This is a genomic window from Dysgonomonas sp. HGC4, from assembly GCF_001261715.1.
GTDB lineage: Bacteria > Bacteroidota > Bacteroidia > Bacteroidales > Dysgonomonadaceae > Dysgonomonas_A.
Genome location: NZ_CVRU01000083.1, coordinates 20535 through 39844, shown reverse-complemented (window position 1 = coordinate 39844; position 19310 = coordinate 20535). Strand labels below are relative to the sequence as shown.

General features: G+C 35.6%; 13 protein-coding genes. 6 read left to right on the top strand and 7 right to left on the bottom strand.

What is annotated here, in order from left to right:
• Positions 1 to 306 precede the first annotated feature (306 nt).
• From pgl to gnd, 3 genes are all read right to left on the bottom strand, one after another.
• Positions 307 to 1029, bottom strand: coding sequence for a 6-phosphogluconolactonase (pgl, locus tag HGC4_RS08350; protein WP_242047167.1), 723 nt, complete (start codon positions 1027 to 1029; stop codon positions 307 to 309).
• Between the two features lie 2 nt (positions 1030 to 1031).
• Positions 1032 to 2561, bottom strand: coding sequence for a glucose-6-phosphate dehydrogenase (gene zwf, locus HGC4_RS08345; protein WP_050709676.1), 1530 nt, complete (start codon positions 2559 to 2561; stop codon positions 1032 to 1034).
• 113 nt (positions 2562 to 2674) lie between these two features.
• Positions 2675 to 3571 (bottom strand): phosphogluconate dehydrogenase (NAD(+)-dependent, decarboxylating), encoded by an 897-nt coding sequence (gene gnd / locus HGC4_RS08340; protein WP_050709675.1) that lies wholly within the window; start codon positions 3569 to 3571, stop codon positions 2675 to 2677.
• Between the two features lie 256 nt (positions 3572 to 3827).
• Between gnd and HGC4_RS08335 the strand changes: the two genes are divergently transcribed.
• Positions 3828 to 4862, top strand: coding sequence for a hypothetical protein (locus HGC4_RS08335; RefSeq protein WP_050709674.1), 1035 nt, complete (start codon positions 3828 to 3830; stop codon positions 4860 to 4862).
• On the top strand, positions 4825 to 7221 hold the full coding sequence (locus tag HGC4_RS08330) for a hypothetical protein (RefSeq protein ID WP_157258194.1): 2397 nt from the start codon (positions 4825 to 4827) through the stop codon (positions 7219 to 7221). Before HGC4_RS08335 ends, HGC4_RS08330 begins: the two co-directional genes overlap by 38 nt.
• A gap of 182 nt (positions 7222 to 7403) precedes the next feature.
• Here the strand turns inward: HGC4_RS08330 and gpmA are convergent, their stop codons facing one another.
• From gpmA to rnr, 4 genes are all read right to left on the bottom strand, one after another.
• Positions 7404 to 8150 carry a 2,3-diphosphoglycerate-dependent phosphoglycerate mutase gene (gene gpmA / locus HGC4_RS08325; protein ID WP_050709672.1) on the bottom strand — a complete coding sequence of 249 codons (747 nt, stop codon included), beginning with the start codon at positions 8148 to 8150 and terminating at the stop codon, positions 7404 to 7406.
• A gap of 128 nt (positions 8151 to 8278) precedes the next feature.
• Positions 8279 to 9274, bottom strand: coding sequence for a hypothetical protein (locus HGC4_RS08320; RefSeq protein WP_050709671.1), 996 nt, complete (start codon positions 9272 to 9274; stop codon positions 8279 to 8281).
• Positions 9275 to 9277: 3 nt separating this feature from the next.
• Positions 9278 to 10714: an MBOAT family O-acyltransferase gene (locus HGC4_RS08315; protein ID WP_050709670.1), complete on the bottom strand. Its 1437-nt coding sequence runs from the start codon at positions 10712 to 10714 to the stop codon at positions 9278 to 9280.
• A 125-nt stretch (positions 10715 to 10839) separates the two neighbouring features.
• On the bottom strand, positions 10840 to 12987 hold the full coding sequence (gene rnr / locus HGC4_RS08310; protein WP_050709669.1) for a ribonuclease R: 2148 nt from the start codon (positions 12985 to 12987) through the stop codon (positions 10840 to 10842).
• A 289-nt stretch (positions 12988 to 13276) separates the two neighbouring features.
• Here rnr and HGC4_RS08305 point away from each other — a divergent pair, with 289 nt between their 5' ends.
• The 4 genes from HGC4_RS08305 to HGC4_RS08290 all read left to right on the top strand — a co-directional run bounded on the left by HGC4_RS08305 (position 13277) and on the right by HGC4_RS08290 (position 19269).
• A complete protein-coding gene (locus HGC4_RS08305; RefSeq protein WP_050709668.1) occupies positions 13277 to 14464 on the top strand; it encodes a DUF418 domain-containing protein in 1188 nt (395 codons plus the stop codon).
• Positions 14465 to 14593: 129 nt separating this feature from the next.
• Complete coding sequence (locus HGC4_RS08300; protein WP_050709667.1) at positions 14594 to 15601, top strand: NAD-dependent epimerase/dehydratase family protein; 1008 nt, start codon at positions 14594 to 14596, stop codon at positions 15599 to 15601.
• A gap of 88 nt (positions 15602 to 15689) precedes the next feature.
• The gene (locus tag HGC4_RS08295; RefSeq protein ID WP_050709666.1) at positions 15690 to 17414 is read left to right on the top strand and encodes an ABC transporter ATP-binding protein; all 1725 of its coding nucleotides are present in this window, start codon (positions 15690 to 15692) and stop codon (positions 17412 to 17414) included.
• A gap of 88 nt (positions 17415 to 17502) precedes the next feature.
• Positions 17503 to 19269 (top strand): ABC transporter ATP-binding protein, encoded by a 1767-nt coding sequence (locus tag HGC4_RS08290; protein WP_050709665.1) that lies wholly within the window; start codon positions 17503 to 17505, stop codon positions 19267 to 19269.
• The last annotated feature ends 41 nt before the right edge of the window (positions 19270 to 19310 follow it).

Here is a 19310-nt window from a genome sequence, read left to right as displayed (position 1 = left end):
AAACCCACGCGCCTCTATTAAATGTTAAATATTCAAATACATAAGCATGTATAAAAGAGGAGGAAATAGAAGAAGATAAATAGTTTTCACTTAAAAGCAAAAAGCTCTATATGGAAGAGGATAAGAACCAACTTATAAAGCAAAAGAAATTATATACATATTAGAAATGTGCATTTAATAACAAATGGTCTCAAATATATTATTGAGGATAAAACAGAATACGGTCAACAAACTTGCACCTTATCTAAACTAGATAAAACATATAGGAGCGATTATTTCTTCGCTCCTTTAGTCATCTTTCAAGAATTACAAAAGACTAGCAGCCTCCTCATCCAACATCCAGAAAAGTTTTCCATTCACAGGATTTACTTTTGCAGCCGGATAAGTGTCTAAAAATTTCTCACGCTCTTCTATTATCTGTTTAACCTTCTCAGCCTTATTTTTTCCCGTTACAAGAAAAACTATATTGCGAGAATTATTAACAAGACGCCCTGTTAAGCTAATGCGCTCCATACCTGTCTCGGGATGCTGAGCAGTAACACAATCAGCCTCTACATTCCACAATTCTATTTGATGAGGAAATATAGACACGGTATGTCCATCATCTCCCATACCAAGCATCATAATATCAAATGTAGGTAAATTGTTTTCTTTCGGAAGATATTTATCCATGATAGAAGTATACCATTGAACCTCTTCTTTAGATTCATTCTCTCCATGAATACGGTGGATTTTCTTTTTGTCTATTGTAGGTATTTTATCAAACAACAGACTTTTAGTCATTCCAAAATTACTCATTTCATCTGTAGGACGTACACAACGTTCATCCCCCCAGAAAAATGCAATCCGATTCCAATCAATCGATTCTTTACAATTCGCTACCCAATAATTAAAAAGAGCTTTAGGTGTTGAACCTCCCGAAAGTGAAACATTCACAATTTCACGCTTCGAAAGCTCTTCTTTTAATAACGAAGTAAAGCCCTTACTGAGGGCTTCAACATCTTTGTATATATTAATCTTCTTGTCCATAATCATAATTCACAGTATATACCATCGTCTGACAGATTCTTACATGGGTATCTCCAAGTCATATTCTCACCTTCAATCAAACCATCGGCACACGCAGGCCCCCATGATCCGCAAGGATATCCATACAATGGAGCATCCGGATTGGTTTCCCAATAATCAAGTATTGGCTGAACAAATTTCCACGCAAATTCTAAAGCATCACCACGAGTATACAAAGTAGAGTCGCCCAACATAGCATCAAGCAACAAACGTTCGTATGCCCCTGGAACATAAGTGTCTTGAAGTTGAGAATAGTGGAAATCCATATTCACTTCTTTCACTTTATATCCATTACCAGGAACTTTCATTCCCGTTTTCAATAAGATACCCTCATCAGGATGTATACGTATCACCAACACATTTCCATCGCTGCAATATTCTTTATTATCAACAAACAGATTGAGTGGTGTGGGTTTAAAGTGTATAACAATTTCAGAGACACGAGTTGGTAAATGCTTTCCTGTACGAACATAGAAAGGAACACCACCCCAACGCCAGTTATCAATAAACATCTTCATTGCAACATAAGTCTCAGTACGAGAATTAGGATCTACTCCCTTTTCTTCTCTATACCCTTTTTGAGGAACACGTTTAACATTTGCCGCTGTGTATTGACCACGTATAACATTATTCTGAATATCTACTTGACTCAAAGGACGCATGGCTTGAAATACCTTCAGCTTTTCATTTCTGATAGCATCCGATTCGATCACTGTAGGTGGCTCCATTGCCACTAAAGCCAATAATTGGAACAAGTGATTCTGAATCATATCGCGCATTGCTCCAGAGTGATCATAATATCCTCCTCTGTTTTCGACTCCGATACTTTCGGCAGCGGTAATCTCTACATGATGAATATAGTTCCTATTCCACAAAGGTTCGTAGATACTATTAGAGAAACGTGTAACCAAAAGGTTTTGCACTGTCTCTTTACCTAAGTAGTGATCCATACGATATATTTGATGCTCTTCGTAGTCATTTAACAAACTCTTGTTAAGTTCTACCGCCGATTTCAAATCCGTACCAAAAGGTTTTTCAATAACAATTCTTCTGATTTTATCCTTGCCCTCATTCAATCCCTCTTGAGCCAAAAACTTTGGTATCAAAGGATATAAGTTAGGAGGTGTTGACAGATAAAAGAGATAATTACCATTCGTTCCTTTTTCTTCATCAAAATTCTTGAGACGAGAAGTCAATTTAGAGTATTCGGCTCCATCATCAGTATTTATCGAAAGATAGAAAAGTTTCTCAGAAAAAGCATTCACATCTTTCTCTGATGCATCTTTAGATATTGCGAATTGGCGAATACCATCAATCATCTTTTCTTTAAATGATTCATCAGTAAAATAGCTACGTGCAACACCTAAAACCACAAAATTTTCGGGTAGTGATTTTTGTTTATAGAGATCGAAAAGAGCCGGAACTAACTTTCGGTATGTCAGATCACCCGACGCACCAAAAATCACCAAGACCTGATCTTTTATTTTTTTCATAAACATTTTCCTTTTAAGGTCTCAGACCTATTTGTGATAAAATATCACATATTTTAAAGTAAATAAGCTTTGGAGAAGTATATCAACTTCACCAAAGCCCATATTTCAAGAACTTAGTCTTTTTTAATTTCGTGACCACCAAATTGATTTCTCATGGCAGACAGCAATTTATACGCATAAGAATCATTCTCTCTCGATTCGAAACGAGTAAACAACGATGCAGTAATTGCATGAGCAGGCACATCAAAATCGATAGCAGTTTGCACAGTCCAACGACCTTCGCCACTATCTGATACATAAGGCTTAATTCCTGTAAGATCTTCGTTTCCTTCCAATGCGTTACCGATCAACTCAAGCAACCATGAACGAACTACAGAACCTTGCATCCACACACGAGAGATTTTTTCCAAATCTACATCATATGGAGATTTTTTCATAATTTCGAAACCTTCGGCATAAGCCTGCATCATTCCATATTCGATACCATTGTGAACCATTTTCACCATGTGACCCGAACCACTTTCTCCACAACGGATATATCCGTTTTCAGGAGCCAATGATTTGAAGATAGGCTCTGCGAAATCGCAAGCGCCTTTTTCGCCACCATACATCAAACAATATCCGTTTTGAAGTCCCCAAACACCGCCACTAGTACCACAATCTATATAATGAATGCCTTTTTCAGCAACTTTTTTTCCACGCTCTACAGTTTCTCTCCAGTAACTGTTTCCACCATCAACGATAATATCATCTTTACCTAATAAAGAAACAAGTTCTGCAATATTTTCTTCTACTGGTTTTCCGGCAGGAACCATTAACCATACTAATTTACGTCCGTCTAATTTCCCAACTAAATCAGTCAAGTCTTTGGCAGCTACAGCACCTTTACTAACAGCTTCGTCTACTTCTTTTGGAGTTAAGTTATAAACTACAACTTCATGTCCATGATTCAATAGGCGTTCAACCATTTTGCCACCCATCTTGCCTAAACCAACAAATCCGATTTTCATATTTTATAAGTTTTGATATTATTTTACGTTCTGTGTAATATTGAACATCTAAATTAGTGATTTGTTGAAGATATCCAGTCATTTAAAACAAATATTCTTTCATTGTTTTGTATCAAAATGTCAAAACACTGATATCAAACTCTTTGATAAGGCATAATTAATGATTGGTTTTATTTATAAAATAGAAATCAACATCAACCATTTCTAACAAAACAATTATTTATTTTATACCTTTGACTAAAGAAAAAAAGCTCAATTGAAATACTTAGTATATATATTAATTATAACATTAGTTGTTAGTTGTAGCTCGCCAGAAAAAAGAACTCTTGACGAGCAAAATTCCTTTTGTTATTGGAAAACAACATTCACATTCGACTCTCTTGATAATAACGTTTGGAAACAAACCACAGCCAATCATATGTACATTCGTTATTTTGATGTTGGATGGGACAACACATCAAAGCAAGCCAAACCCATAAGCACAGTAGCAAATAAAGATTCTCTACCCTGCAAGCATATAACACCCGCTATATTCTTTTCAAACAATGTATTCGAACAATCAACAAATCAACAATTGGACACATTAGTGACAAGAATTAAAAGTAGAATAGAACAGACGAACGAACAGTTCGCTATTCAGGATTTCGCCAACAAATATTCTGAAATTCTTATAGATTGTGATTGGTCGAAAGGCACTAAGGATAAATTCTTTTATTTCATCGAGAAGCTGAAAGAAGCCATTCCCAACAAAGAGATAACTACGACCCTACGCCTTTGGCAGTATAAGAATCCAACGATGGCAGGTATCCCTCCCGTGAAAAGAGTGCTATTAATGTGCTATAATTTACAAGCTGCTAACGAATATGATATAGAGAACTCAATAATAACCCTCAACGAAATAAAAAAATACGTCAATGAGGTTAGTTACCCTCTGAAAACGGATATTGCCCTACCCTTATTCAGCTGGGGAGTAATTTTCAGAAATAAGGAATTTAAAGGAGTAATCAGAAATGCAACCTGCGAAAATTATTCTAATAATAAACAATATACTAGCATTGAAGAAAACCGATTCCGCTTGAATGAAGAAATGATTATCGGAGATTTCTTTGCTCGCCCAGGAGACGAAATTAGAGTGGAGGCTCTTAGCCCGAAAGAGTTACAAGAATTGACTAAATACTTACTCTCAGAAATAAAAACAGACAAGTACTCACGCATTACCTTTTTTGCATGGGACACTAATAATATACCAACAGATGAAATCAAAAACATTTATACTAGTTCTGCTCGTTAACTTTGTGATGGCACAAAGTAGTCTAAAAGCCTGCGGTTATTGGGAATTTGAATGGGAATATCGCCCAATGACATTTCAGGCACAACTTCCGTGGATGCAATCAATGAATCCTTTCGTTTACACTACCGCATCGTTATTCTACAATATGAATCCCGACCCGATGGGTAAGGACCGTACCCGAAATATATCAGAGTGGCAAAAAGCAACATCTAAAGACATAAACCTAGACGATATATATGCAATACAATACGAAACAGATCCTGATACATTTATTAATTCTTTTGAGAATTCAGGATTAAAAGAATATCAAAATAACTCATTAATAAAATATCTCACTCATGATAAGAAACATAAAGATATTCTTGATTACCTAGTCTTTGCAAAAAAAGTAGAGTATACAGAATATGATTTTGCCAATCTAAATTTTGAAGAGTGGCAAGATGAGATAAATAAAACTCCGAATAATAGTTTAATTCTGAAACATGAACTATTAGCTGAAGCTAAAGAAAGATTAAAAACAGCAAAATTGCTATTCTTAAAGGAACGATACGCATTTCAAGTGGTACGATTAAGTTGGCAAGTGGGTGAATATAAAGAAGCGTCAGAGGTTTTCGATACTTATTTTAAAGCAATCAATCCAAATAGCCTGATGAGTGTATGGGCAGGCTTGTTTAAAGCCATGTCATTAGATAGGCTTGATAGGAAAGCGGATGCTAATCTGTTTTACATCCAAGTTTTTGAAAACAGTGATGAGAAAAAGCTTAGAAGTGTACAGCTATACAACTACAATATACCTACACCACCAACATTCAGCGACAAAGAAAAAAGCATCGAAATAGTACTGAAGTCGATTCAAAACCCCGGACGTGCTTTAGACTCTATACAGAGCATTCATCGTCTGGATAAAAACAGCAAATATCTCACATTTATGGTTATGCGTGAGATAAACAAACTAGAAGACTGGTTAATAAGCTCAGTTTATCTAAAATCTGAGAAAAATCCATTTTCAAATGCATATCAATATAGTTGGGATAATGACGACGAAGAGACAAGCCAGATAAAGAAAAAGAATCTGGAAACAGATATACAATACCTCCAAAGGCTTAAAGCATTTGTAATCGTCCTAAGAAATGGAACTCAACAACAAGAAGAGAAAGACTATTATGCCATAGCTTTGGCTCACCTCTCTCTTTTAGAGGAAAACAGAGAAGACGCTAAAAAGTATTTAGCTACAATCTCAACAAATGCCAATCCATCTATATTATTACAAAAGTCTATCGAGAATATCTGGTTGTCTATCAACACAGATGATATAACAACCGATAACTTCAAGAGAAACTATGTCAGCCAAATAAAGAAGCTAAAAACACAGCTTCTAACAACACCGTATAAGTTTAAGAATGAGAATGATCAGAGTTATGAAAATTACAGAATATTCTACACTCTCGATCTTGCATTAGCAAACGAGTATAAAAAGCGAGGAGACATTATATCATATTGCCTTTTAAAGAACATATCTAACAAGGACCGCAATCCTGATGGTTCGTTCTGGTACACATCAGAACCTGCATCCGATTATTATGGAGTTATGAGGCAAATGGATTTTAATGCTTCGGTATCAGACATGGATGCGTTAATAGCCCTTTTGCAGAAAACTAATAAGACTGAATTTGAGGAATATATTTGCGACCAACCCTTTAATCCGATAGATGCTTACAGAGATTTAAAAGGGACAATTGCATTTCGAAACAGAGATTTACAAACTGCTTACGGGGCATTTGCAAGTATGGATCAGAATTTCTGGGCTACAACCTACTACTTTAAAGACTATCTAAACGAAGATCCTTTTATTCCCAAGAATCTATATTCTCAAGAAAGTAGAGACTTTACTTATAAGTTCAATAAAACTGATTTTTTAAAGACACTACTTGATCTTGAAAAGACAGCGAAAGGAAACGACGCGAAGAAATCGGCAGATGCTTATCTAAAATTAGGGCATGCTTTTTTCAACACGACCTATTGGGGTAATTCGTGGATGATGGTCTCTTATAGTTGGAGCGGAAGTGATAAATACTATAGTAACACCCAGCTTCTTGACTCTTGGAGAAGAGCGTATATGACAGCCTCCATAGCTCAAGAATACTATGAGAAAGCTTTAGAAAAATCACAGAACAGAGAGCAGAAAGCCTACGCGACATTGATGCTAAGCCGTACGCATTGGCACAATATTGTCTTAAACGGAAGTGAAAAAGATAAAAAATTGGCAGCGAAATATTCGAATAAGTTCTACAACAATTACCTAAACACTCAATTTGCTAAACAAAATGAATGTCTCGGCTATGAAGCATTCATCAACTAACGGTTACAAGGTCTCAGACCTTTTTTAGAACGGTGGCTGGTGAAACTTCAGCCATTAGCTATAATTATCAGAGGCTAAGAAAAAAGCTTCACATTCCGTAAAGGGAAATATTCTCTCAAAATAAAATAAGCCGTTGTTCAAAATGAACAACGGCTTATTTATTAGATAAAGATTATAAAATCTTATTTCTTTTTTCCTTGATTAGCTACAGCATCCATCAAAGCTTTGATTTCTTCTGGATCACCTAAGAACTCATCATTTACAAGATTAAAGTTATCATCAAACTCGAAAAGATAAGGAACAGCAGTAGGCAAATTCAATGAAACGATATCTTCGTCAGAAATACCTTTAAGGTGTTTGATAATCCCACGAAGGCTGTTACCATGAGCAGCAACAATAATTTCATCATGATCTTTCAATGCCTTGAAAATAGTATCATTCCAATAAGGAAGGATTCTTTCTACTGTATCTTTTAATGCTTCAGTAAGAGGAAGGTCTTTTTTATCAACGTCTTTGTAACGAGGATCAAGGTATGGAGAACGAGGATCGTCAGCAGCTAAAGCTGTTGGAGGAACATCGTAGCTACGTCTCCAGATAAGTACTTGCTCATCGCCATACTTTTCTGCAGTTTCAGCTTTGTTCAAACCTTGAAGCATACCGTAATGCTTCTCGTTCAAGCGCCAAGATTTTTCAACAGGAATCCAATCCAAATCCATTTGATCAAGGATTGTATTCAATGTTTTATTAGCTCTCTTCAAATATGAAGTATAAGCTTTTTCGAATTTGAATCCTTTTTCTTTTAATAATTTACCAGCTTTGATTGCTTCTTTAACACCATTTTCAGTTAAATCAACATCAGTCCAACCAGTAAATCTGTTTTCTAAATTCCATACACTTTCACCGTGACGGATCAATACAACTTTTTTCATATTTTCTTTGTTTTAGGTTTTCTTCAAAATCAAAGTCATAGACCTCTCTATTGCCTCAGTAGGCATATTTATCAAAATTAGTCATAATTAAAAAATATCGCAAGAGATACCTCGAATTGCTTATTTAATTATTTACTATAAACTATACTCATAATACTATCGCCAACTAAAGGTCTGAAATGCGACTCTTCATAATAATTATACTTGGATGTAGTAAACTGATTTCTACCTGAGAAATCATACACATTCTCTCGCCCAAATACATTTTGAATCATTTCCATATCCTTCGGATTAAACTTCTCCTGAGAATAAAGCGGATTTATAATAACTTTATATTGTGTATTATGCTTCGATAGAATTCTTTTAATACCATGAAGAGCTTCTTCTTCAAACGGATCTATTCGTTGAAAGGGGCTCATCTTCAGACTATCAGTTACTGTATAAAACGAAGGTGAGTCGTAATAGTTCGGTTCATTTTCAATCCGTTTTTCCAAGTCTGATCTAAATGGTCTATTCGTCTTAGAATCAAATGTAGCTTCAACAGAATAATAGTGTTTTCTCACATATTCATTATCTAACCCGAAAAATTTATTACCATAAAAAGACAAAATAAAACCAGGATTAAGATATGCTAGAAAATGGGTTTCATGAAAGTTATATCCACTCTCTCCTACCAATAAAGGATGCTCAATATATAGGAAACGAGGTTCACTTAGAGTATTATCAAAAGTAAAGTCTACATCAATTGCAATAAAAGCATTCTTAATATCAACACCCAATGAATCTAAAAACCTCAGTTTATGATATACTCCTTGAATTTTCTCACCATAGGCATCAAAAGAATATACTTTGGCATCTGCACCAAGATATTGTTTCCAAGTGTCTATATTATATCCAAAAATACGCGAACTTCCAAAAACGAATGAATTATAGTTCTCTTTCTTATAATTCTTTAAAAACATTTCGGTAGAAATATAACCTCTATTTATTTGCAGAGATGAATAGTTGTCATAAGTCTGCACAACCTTAAAAGGATCATATATAATATAACCAATCACTAACAATGCAAAGACTGTAAATGGCAGGATCAAAAAATATAAAACTTTTTTAAGAAAGGTCTTCATCCTCTAAAATTGAAAATATATAAATTGTTGCTCACTACCTGTTAAACAAAGTATAGCAAGTATTATTAAATAATAGAAAGCCCAACTTAATGAACGCTTCCACGTCATTGTTAGTTTTTCTATTGCATATTTATTTTCTCGCCCCAGCCATTCGATAACTATAAATACAATAACAATAAGTATTACTATTCCTGAAATAACATCCGGCGTTTGGAATAAAGATGTAGAAAATATCCCTTTTATATATGATATAGCATCTGCAATTGTTTCAGCTCGAAAAAACACCCATGCCAAACTAGCTAAACAAAAAGTAAGAATCAACTGAAAAGTTTCTCTTACAGAGGGAAGGATTCGACCCTCAGCAACTGTATCCAAGTTTTTCCGATTTGTCTTAAATATTATAGAAGGCATAATAAATAAGGCATTCAATCCGCCCCAAGCTAGAAACGTCCAATTAGCTCCATGCCAGAAACCACTGACTAAAAAGATAATAAATGTATTACGAACAGTCTTAGCCATTCCCCCTCTACTTCCTCCTAAAGGAAAGTACAGATAGTCTCTGAACCAAGAAGACAGTGAAATGTGCCATCTCCTCCAGAACTCAGCAATATCTCTTGAAAAGTATGGAAAACGGAAATTCTGTAACAACTCAAAGCCTAATAGACGAGCCGATCCCAAAGCAATATCGGAATAACCCGAAAAGTCTCCATATATTTGTATAGCAAATAGCATTGCTCCCAAAGCTAATGTACTGCCCGAATAGTGTTCGTGATTATAAAATATTGTATTGGCTAACTCTGCACAATTATCTGCCACCACTACCTTTTTAAACAAACCCCACAGAATCTGTTTCAGACCATCTACAGCTTTTGAATAATTAAATACTCTAGGCTTTTCAACCTGAGGAAGTAGATGTGTAGCTCTCTCGATAGGACCTGCAACCAGTAAGGGAAAGAAACTCACAAAGAGTGAATAGTCAATCCAATTACGAGTTGGCTTTATTTTTCCGAAATAAATATCAAAGACGTACGACAGTCCATGAAATGTATAGAACGAAATACCTACTGGTAAAATAATATTAAGAGTTGTCATATGAGGCGTGAAACCCACAGAAGACAATAATTCGGCAAACGATTCGACAAAGAAATTGTAGTATTTGAAGAAACCAAGAAACCCAAGATTGAGCCCAACACTCAAAATTAGCCAGAATTTCTTTTTAGAAGCTCCACTAGCTTCAGCTATTTTCAATCCAGAAAAATAATCCAGAAAAGTAGAAAATGCGAGTAAAAACATAAAACGCCAATCCCAGCAGCCATAAAAGAAGTAGCTACAAACTGCTAGAAATATATTCTGCCATTTTAATGATTTGTTAAGAACAAACCAATAAATAAAAAATACAATAATAAAGAATATAGCGAAGCCGGCCGAGTTAAATAACATTCAATGTTTTTAGATAAATACCATAAACAAACTCAAAGCACTTAAATAAGATCACAAATCTAATCTGTATGACAAATTAAGTTTGTGATCTTATCTATTGAGACTACAAAATTAAAAAATTCATTTTACTCTACAATAGTAAAGTCCAATTGCTTTCTTTCCAGATTAGCTCTAACCACCTTCACATTGATCTCATCGCCCAAGCGATACTCTTTGCGGGTACGACGACCTCTCAGACAATAGTTCTTTTCATCAAATTCATAGAAGTCATCATCAAGCTCACGCATAGGCACTAATCCTTCGCATTTATTCTCTTCTATTTCGGCATAAACACCCCACTCTGCCACTCCCGAAATAACAGCCTTAAATACACGTCCTATCTTGTCCGACATGTATTCTACTTGCTTGTATTTGATAGAAGCACGCTCGGCATTCGCTGCCAATTGTTCCATATCAGAACAGTGCTTACATTCGTTTTCGGTTTGTTGTTCGCTCACACTACGTCCACCTTCCATATAATGAGTCAGCAAACGATGCACCATCATATCTGGATAACGACGAATAGGTGAGGTAAAGTGAGTATAATAATCAAATGCCAATCCGTAGTGACCAATATTAGAAGTCGAATATACAGCCTTAGCCATTGCCCTAATAGCAATTGTAGAAATTAAGTTTTCTTCAGGCTTATTATGTACATCATCTAATAGTTGATTAATCGATTTTGCTACAGCAGTATTACTTCCGTCAATTTTCACTTTATATCCAAAGCGACGTATAAATTGTGATAAGCTCTCCATTTTCTCTGGATTAGGCACATCATGTATACGATATACAAATGTTTTTGCTTTCTTGCCTTTAGCCACTTTTCCGATAAATTCAGCAACTGTTTTATTTGCAAGAAGCATAAACTCTTCAATCAGTTTGTTCGAATCTTTTTGCTCTTTGAAATATACACTTAAAGGTTTTCCATCAGGGTCGATTTCAAAACGAACTTCTTCACGTTCAAAAGCGATAGAGCCATTTTCGAAACGTTTTGCTCGCAATTTCTTCGCCAGTTCGTCCAATTTAAGAACATCGTCTTTAAAATCTCCTTTTCCTGTCTCTATAATATCTTGAGCTTCTTCGTAAGTGAATCTTCTGTCTGAATTTATAACAGTACGTCCAATTCTATATTTTTTGATATCCGCCTTATCGTTTAATTCAAAAATAGCAGAATAACACAGTTTTTCTTCATTCGGACGAAGCGAACATAATCCATTACTCAATCTTTCAGGTAACATAGGAATAGTACGATCCACTAAGTAAACAGAGGTTGCACGTTCTTCTCCTTCTTTATCGATAATACCTCCTGGAATTACATAATGCGTTACATCGGCGATGTGCACACCAACTTCCCAATTTCCATTTTCCAACTGGCGAATCGAAAGAGCATCATCAAAATCTTTCGCATCACGAGGGTCAATTGTAAATGTGGTTACTGAACGAAAATCTTCGCGTTTAGCAATCTCTTCTTCGGTTATTACATCCGGTATTTTTTCAGCCTCAGCTGTTACATTTTCAGGATATTTATAAGGTAACCCGAACTCTGCCAATATAGCATGCATTTCGGCATTGTTGGTCCCTGCTTCTCCCAATATATCTAACACTTCCCCTACTGGATTTTTAGCACGCTCAGGCCATTCTACAATTTCCACCAAAGCTTTATCGCCCGTTTTACCTCCTTTAAGTTTCTCTCTCGGAATAAAAATATCATTTGCTAAAATCTTACTATCCATTTCAAGGAAAGCAAAATGCTTTTGAACATTAAGTGTTCCCACGAAGCGAGTTTGTTTTCTTTCGAGTATCTCTACTATCTCACCCTCAGAACCTCTTCCTTTACGTTTAGCTAGCATCTGAATACGAACTTTATCGCCATTCATCGCGTGCGCAGAATTACGTTCGGCTACAAATACGTTTTCGCTACCGTCTTCGGGAACAAAAAAGTTTTTGCCATTGCTTCTTCTCTCAAATTTACCTTCGAGTAAAACTCCTCTGGTATTCGATTTATATTTGCCCTTGCTTGTTTCTGTTATAAAAGCATCCTCTACCAAATCTTCGAGTATCGACATCAACATCAAACGCTCAGGTTGTTTTTTGATGCCTATCTCGGCTCCAATTTGTTTATAATTGTAAGAATTGCTTGTGTTATTATTAAAGAAGGCGATAGTAGCAGCAACTATATCGCTTTTTTTTCTCCTTGGAGCTGACTTTTGAGGTATCTTATCTATGCTCATACAATGTGTATTTTCTTTTTTCTATTAAGGTCACAGACCTGTTTATTATATCCATAAGTAACTTATAAAAGGCGCGTTATGCTCAGAAAAACCGAGGGAGCAAATACCTTACCTTATTTACTTATAAATACAAATATAATCATTCGGATTTATTATGTCTTACAATCTCATACAAAGTCTGTCTTAATTTAAAGAATTAGTTAGATAGATTTTATTTTAATACATTTGGTAACCCTTTTCAGATAACAGAACCTATCATATATCTATTTAACATAAAACACGTCTTTGTATGCAGCAAGAATTAACCGAAAAAACACCTCGCATAGAAATGGTAGATGCTTTACGCGGATTTGCCGTAATAGCAATCGTATTAATCCATAGTGTAGAACATTTTATTTACCCGGTTTATCCCGATCCAATAACACAACCCGAATGGCTTAACATTCTTGACAAAGGAGTTTTCAGTATTATATTTTCATTAATTGCAGGAAAAGGTTATGCTATTTTTTCTATTTTATTCGGATTCACTTTTGCAATTCAATTCAAAAACCAACAAAATAAAGGGAACGACTTTGGAGTCCGTTTTTTATGGAGATTATTACTCCTTGCGGGATTCGCGACCTTAAATGCAATGTTTTTCCCTGGTGGAGACGTTTTGCTTTTATATGCAATTGTAGGTGTGATTCTTTTTGTTGTCAGAAAATGGAATGATAAAGCGATTTTCATCATCATGATACTTCTTTTGCTACAACCTATGCAGTGGTTTTATTACATATCAGGGCTTATAAATCCAGAATTTTCTTTACCTGAGAATATAAATGGAGCTCTTTACGCCCAGATTATAGAAATCAACAAATCAGGAGAATTCTTTCCTTTCATTTGGGCAAACATCACGACAGGACAATTAGCTAGTTTTTTATGGGCTGTAGAAGGTGGACGTTTCTTACAAACTGCAGGGTTGTTCCTTTTAGGATTATTGATTTCTCGCAGAAAACTTTTCAATTCCACACCTGAGAATATAAAATTCTGGACCAAGACTCTAATTTTATGTGCAATCCTCTTTGCCCCTATGTATCAATTAAAAGTTGAATTATTTGACACAAATAGTGATCTATTTATAAAAAACACGGTAGGCGTAATGTTCGATATGTGGCAAAAACTCTTATTTACTTTTGTCCTCATTGGTTCATTTATTATTCTTTATCAGAAAGAAGCATTTCAAAGAAAGATATCATGGTTCCGAGTTTATGGAAAAATGAGCCTCACCAATTATATATCTCAATCGTTTATAGGGGCACTTATATTTTTCCCTATCGGATTAAACCTCTCTCCTTATTGTGGTTTCACTAATAGCCTGATAGTAGGATGTATCATAGTTGCTCTTCAATTACAGTTTTGCAAATGGTGGCAAAAATCACACAAACAAGGACCGCTTGAAAAAATATGGCACAAACTTACATGGATCGGACAAAAATAAGTTTGTACTTTTGAGCTTCAATAGAGATATAAGGTCTCAGACCTTTTATTGCTTTGGCAAGCACAATGGCAATAATCTGTTATAACTCGAAAGTATATCATTAGATACTTTCATTTACTTAATAGCTGAATGAAAAAAATAATAATAACGGGAGCCAGCGGTTTTATTGGTAGTTTCTTAGTCGAAAAAGCGTTGAGTCTTGGATTTCAAACGTGGGCTGGTGTAAGAAAAAGCAGCAGTCGAGAATACCTACAAGACAGCAATATACTGTTTATTGAATTTAATTTTGGAAATAAAGAAAAACTAGTTGAGCAACTCAAAGAGTTTAAAACCTTATTTGGGCACATCGATTATATTATTCATAATGCAGGTATAACTAAATGTCTTGATCCTAAAGAATTCGATCAGATCAATTATCAAAACACGGTAAATTTTGTAGAGGCATTACAAGAGGCAGATTCTGTTCCATCGAAATTCCTTTTAATGAGTAGCCTCAGCTCTTTTGGTGTAGGTGATGAAGTTAATTACACGCCTATCAAATTGACTAATACACCCCACCCCAATACTGCATACGGTATTAGCAAACTAAAAGCAGAACAGTATCTTGAAAGCACTACCAATTTCCCATATATGATACTCCGACCAACAGGTGTTTATGGACCTCGAGAAAAAGATTATTTCCTGATGTTGAAAACCGTAAAATCGGGATTAGATGTTGGGGCTGGATTCAAACCTCAGCATCTGACTTTCATATATGTGAAAGATTTGGTTGATGCTGCTTTTTTAGCATTAGAAAGCCCACTGTCTAATCGAAGTTATTTTGTGGCTGATGGAGATGTACATACCGACAAAGAATACACTGCTTTAGTAAAGAAAGTATTAGGCAAGAAACATGTACTAAGCATCAAAATACCGCTTTGCATATTGAAACTAGTCTCAATAGTAGCTGAGAGTATCGCTCAGATAACAAAAAAACCATCAACACTCAATCGTGACAAATATAAGATAATGAAACAACGCAATTGGGTGTGCGACATTGAACCTTTAAGGCAAGATTTGCGTTTTACACCTCAGTACAACCTAGAGCGTGGCTTAACAGAATCCGTAAACTGGTATAAAGATAATAATTGGCTATAAGCAATCTCAATCAATTATTATTCAGCAACAACCATCTGTTGTACTTAATACTTATCAAAGCAAAAAAAGGTATAAGACCTGACATAAAATGAATAGATACTGGCAAATTCTAAAGAAATACAAACTAAGCCTTATAATCAGTCCTTTTCTGGTTCTCATTTATGTAGTGTGCGAAACAGTGCAGCCCCTCCTTATGGCTAACATTATTGACAATGGAGTTATGCCTCGGAATCTTTCAGTCATTACAGAAATTGGAGGATATATGATCTTAATTTCGATTGCCGGATTAATTGCCAGCATTCTCAATATATACGTATCATCACGAACTTCTATCGGATTTGGTACAGATCTCAGAACAGAACTTTTCAATAAGATACAACACTTATCTTTCTCTGATATAGATCGCTTCAACTCTGCATCACTGATCACCCGTCTTACCAACGACATTACTAAGATTCAGCAGGTAATACTCATATCGATGCGTATACTTTTACGCTCTCCATTAGTGCTTTTTCTTGCCATTTTCTTTGTCATCAAAATAAATGCGGATTTAGCCCTAGTACTTATAGGAGTAATTCCCATACTTAGCATTAGCATATATCTTATACTTCGTAAGGGATTTCCCTTATTTATAAAAGTGCAGCAAAAAGTAGATCATCTTAATGGCATCGTGCGCGAAAACCTCATAAATATACGTGTTGTAAAATCATTTGTAAGAGAAGATTTCGAGGCGAAAAAATTCGCAAACAGCAGCGAAGACTTACGAGACATGGTTATCAGGGCATCAAATATTGTAGTTTCGGTATTTCCCGTTATGCAATTAATAATGAACATCTCTGTTATTTTGATTTTATGGATAGGTGGTCAGAAAGTAATATCGGGAAACCTAAAAGTGGGAGAATTGATTTCTTTTGTTAATTACCTATCACAGATACTACTATCGCTAATGATGCTATCTATGATAATTATGGCATTTGCACGTGCATCGGCTTCATCTAAACGAATACTAGAAGTTATAGAGACCGAGCCATCCCTAACAAACACTCCCGAAGGTATCGTAAACAATCATAAAATAGAAAAAGGAGAAGTTGCTTTTCACAATGTTAGCTTCCGACATTATGGCGGAGAAAATGACGTTCTACGGAATATTAATTTTCATATCAAGCAAGGCGAAACCATTGCCATTGTTGGAGCTACAGGATCAGCCAAAAGCTCAATGATACAACTCATCCCCCGATTGTATGATACTACTGCGGGGAAAGTACTTATTGATGGAGTAAATGTAAAAGACTATAATCTGGACGAAATACATGCTAAAATAGGAATGGTTCTACAAAAGAACGAACTTTTCTCGGGTACAATTATAGAGAATCTAAGGTGGGGTAAACCTGATGCAACAGACGAAGAGATAATAGAAGCAGCTAAAGCGGCAGAAGCCCATGATTTTATTTTAGCCTTTACAGATGGATACAATACAAAATTAGGAAGAGGCGGCATCAATTTATCAGGAGGACAAAAACAGCGCATATGTATTGCCCGAGCCTTACTGAGAAAGCCTAAGATTTTGATTATGGATGATAGCACAAGCGCTGTTGATTCTGATACTGAACAGAAAATAAGAACCAACCTCAATACAATGTTACAAGACACAACTGTACTTATCATAACTCAGAGAATCAACACCATGCAGTCGGCAGACAGAGTTATAGTTCTCGAAGATGGTGAGATAGATGCAGTAGGAAAACCATCTGAATTGATGGAAAAATCGAAAGTATATCAAGAGATATACAATTCACAACAATTAGCATTCTAAGGCTAAACCCCTTTTATTGCTTTGATTAGTATAGAACTTAATGGATAACAGCGTTTAAACGCAGCAAAGATATTTCACTCTAGTTGATATGGCACACGGAGATCACTCAAAACCTATTGAAAAAGCGAAGGAAGGGAAAAAGACTTTTCTTCGATTAATGTCGTACTTATCATGCGACCGCAGTCTTTTGTATATTATTGCATTCCTGATCATAGTGAGCATTATATCAAGTCTTCTTGGCTCATATATGCTCCGTCCCATTATTAATGATTATATCATACCGGGCGACATTCCCGGATTATTTAAGTTACTCTTACTTCTTGGCGTTATATATTTAGTAGGCGTAGTTGCGACATACATAGAATATAGACTACTTAATAAAATAGGACAGCGAACTGTTACCCGTCTTAGAATGGAACTATTCAAAAAGATGGAGATCTTACCTATAAAATATTTTGATACTCATCAACATGGAGACCTAATGAGTCGCTACACAAATGATATTGATAAGATTAGCGATGTATTGACTGATAGCCTATCTGACTTATTATCTAGTGCACTAACCCTCATAGGTATTGTCTGCTTGATGCTTTACATCAGCCCCATACTTACGTTGGTGACTATGATTACTGTTCCTCTCATGTTTCTGAGTGCTAAACTGATTGTAAAACAGAGTAAGAAATACTTCAAAGCCCAACAAGAAAAGTTAGGCGAGGTAAATGGCTACATAGAGGAAATGATAAGCGGACAAAAAGTGATTAAAGTATTCGGACATGAGAAAAAAGTAGAAGCCGATTTCGACACACTTAATCAAAACCTAAGAGGGAAAGCAGAAAAAGCTCAATTATACTCAGGAATGATGATGCCTATCATGCAAAACCTAAATACGTTGAACTATGTAATTATCACTATCGTTGGTGCATTACTTGCTATTTTCAGAGGTTTTGATGTTGGAGGATTAGCTGCCTTTCTCCAATATTCTAGACAATTCGGACGCCCGATTAATGAGCTGGCCAGTCTATATAATAACATACAAGCTGCAATAGCAGGAGCCGAACGCATCTTTGAAGTAATAGACGAAGCACCCGAAGCAGAAGACTCTCCCAACGCAGTTATTCTCACTGATATAAAAGGTGATGTTAAGATGCAAGACGTCTACTTTGGCTATAAACCAGAAAAATTGATTTTAAAAGGAATCTCTTTAGAAGCAAAATCGGGAGAGAAAATAGCTTTAGTCGGGACTACCGGAGCAGGAAAGACCACTATTTTAAATATGTTTCCACGTTTTTTCGACATCAAATCAGGAGAAATTACGATTGATGGTATTTCAACCAAAGAAATAAAACGTAAAAACCTAAGGCAATCAATAGCAATTGTACTGCAAGACACCCATCTATTTACAGGAACGGTACGCGAAAATATCAGATTTGGACGTTTAGAAGCAACAAACGAAGAAGTAGAAGCAGCAGCAAAGTTGACCGCCGCTCACTCCTTTATCAAACGCCTTCCACATGGATATGATACTATGCTTGAAAATGATGGAGCCAACCTAAGTCAGGGACAACGGCAACTACTAAATATTGCTCGAGCAGCAGTTGCTAATCCTGCGATCCTTCTTCTAGACGAAGCTACAAGTAACATTGATACCAGAAGCGAACTTCTCATACAGAGAGGACTAGATAAATTAATGGAAGGCAGAACCAGCTTTATTATAGCACATCGTCTTTCTACTGTTCGAAATGTCGATAGAATACTAGTTCTCGAACATGGACAGATTATAGAGCAAGGTAGCCATAAAGAACTATTGGAATTGAAGGGAAAATACTATTCTCTTTACGAAGAGCAGTTTAAATAAAAAAAGCTCCTGAAATTAATCAGGAGCTTTTTCAAAAAATA

Excerpts from the sequence above, each read along its gene's own strand:
- HGC4_RS08290 (WP_050709665.1), top strand. The coding sequence starts at position 17,503 with ATGGCACACGGAGATCACTCAAAACCTATTGAAAAAGCGAAGGAAGGG.
- gpmA (WP_050709672.1), bottom strand. The coding sequence starts at position 8,150 with ATGAAAAAAGTTGTATTGATCCGTCACGGTGAAAGTGTATGGAATTTA.
- HGC4_RS08295 (WP_050709666.1), top strand. The coding sequence starts at position 15,690 with ATGAATAGATACTGGCAAATTCTAAAGAAATACAAACTAAGCCTTATA.
- HGC4_RS08330 (WP_157258194.1), top strand. The coding sequence starts at position 4,825 with ATGAAATCAAAAACATTTATACTAGTTCTGCTCGTTAACTTTGTGATG.
- HGC4_RS08320 (WP_050709671.1), bottom strand. The coding sequence starts at position 9,274 with ATGAAGACCTTTCTTAAAAAAGTTTTATATTTTTTGATCCTGCCATTT.
- pgl (WP_242047167.1), bottom strand. The coding sequence starts at position 1,029 with ATGGACAAGAAGATTAATATATACAAAGATGTTGAAGCCCTCAGTAAG.
- rnr (WP_050709669.1), bottom strand. The coding sequence starts at position 12,987 with ATGAGCATAGATAAGATACCTCAAAAGTCAGCTCCAAGGAGAAAAAAA.
- HGC4_RS08305 (WP_050709668.1), top strand. The coding sequence starts at position 13,277 with ATGCAGCAAGAATTAACCGAAAAAACACCTCGCATAGAAATGGTAGAT.
- gnd (WP_050709675.1), bottom strand. The coding sequence starts at position 3,571 with ATGAAAATCGGATTTGTTGGTTTAGGCAAGATGGGTGGCAAAATGGTT.
- HGC4_RS08300 (WP_050709667.1), top strand. The coding sequence starts at position 14,594 with ATGAAAAAAATAATAATAACGGGAGCCAGCGGTTTTATTGGTAGTTTC.
- HGC4_RS08315 (WP_050709670.1), bottom strand. The coding sequence starts at position 10,714 with ATGTTATTTAACTCGGCCGGCTTCGCTATATTCTTTATTATTGTATTT.
- zwf (WP_050709676.1), bottom strand. The coding sequence starts at position 2,561 with ATGAAAAAAATAAAAGATCAGGTCTTGGTGATTTTTGGTGCGTCGGGT.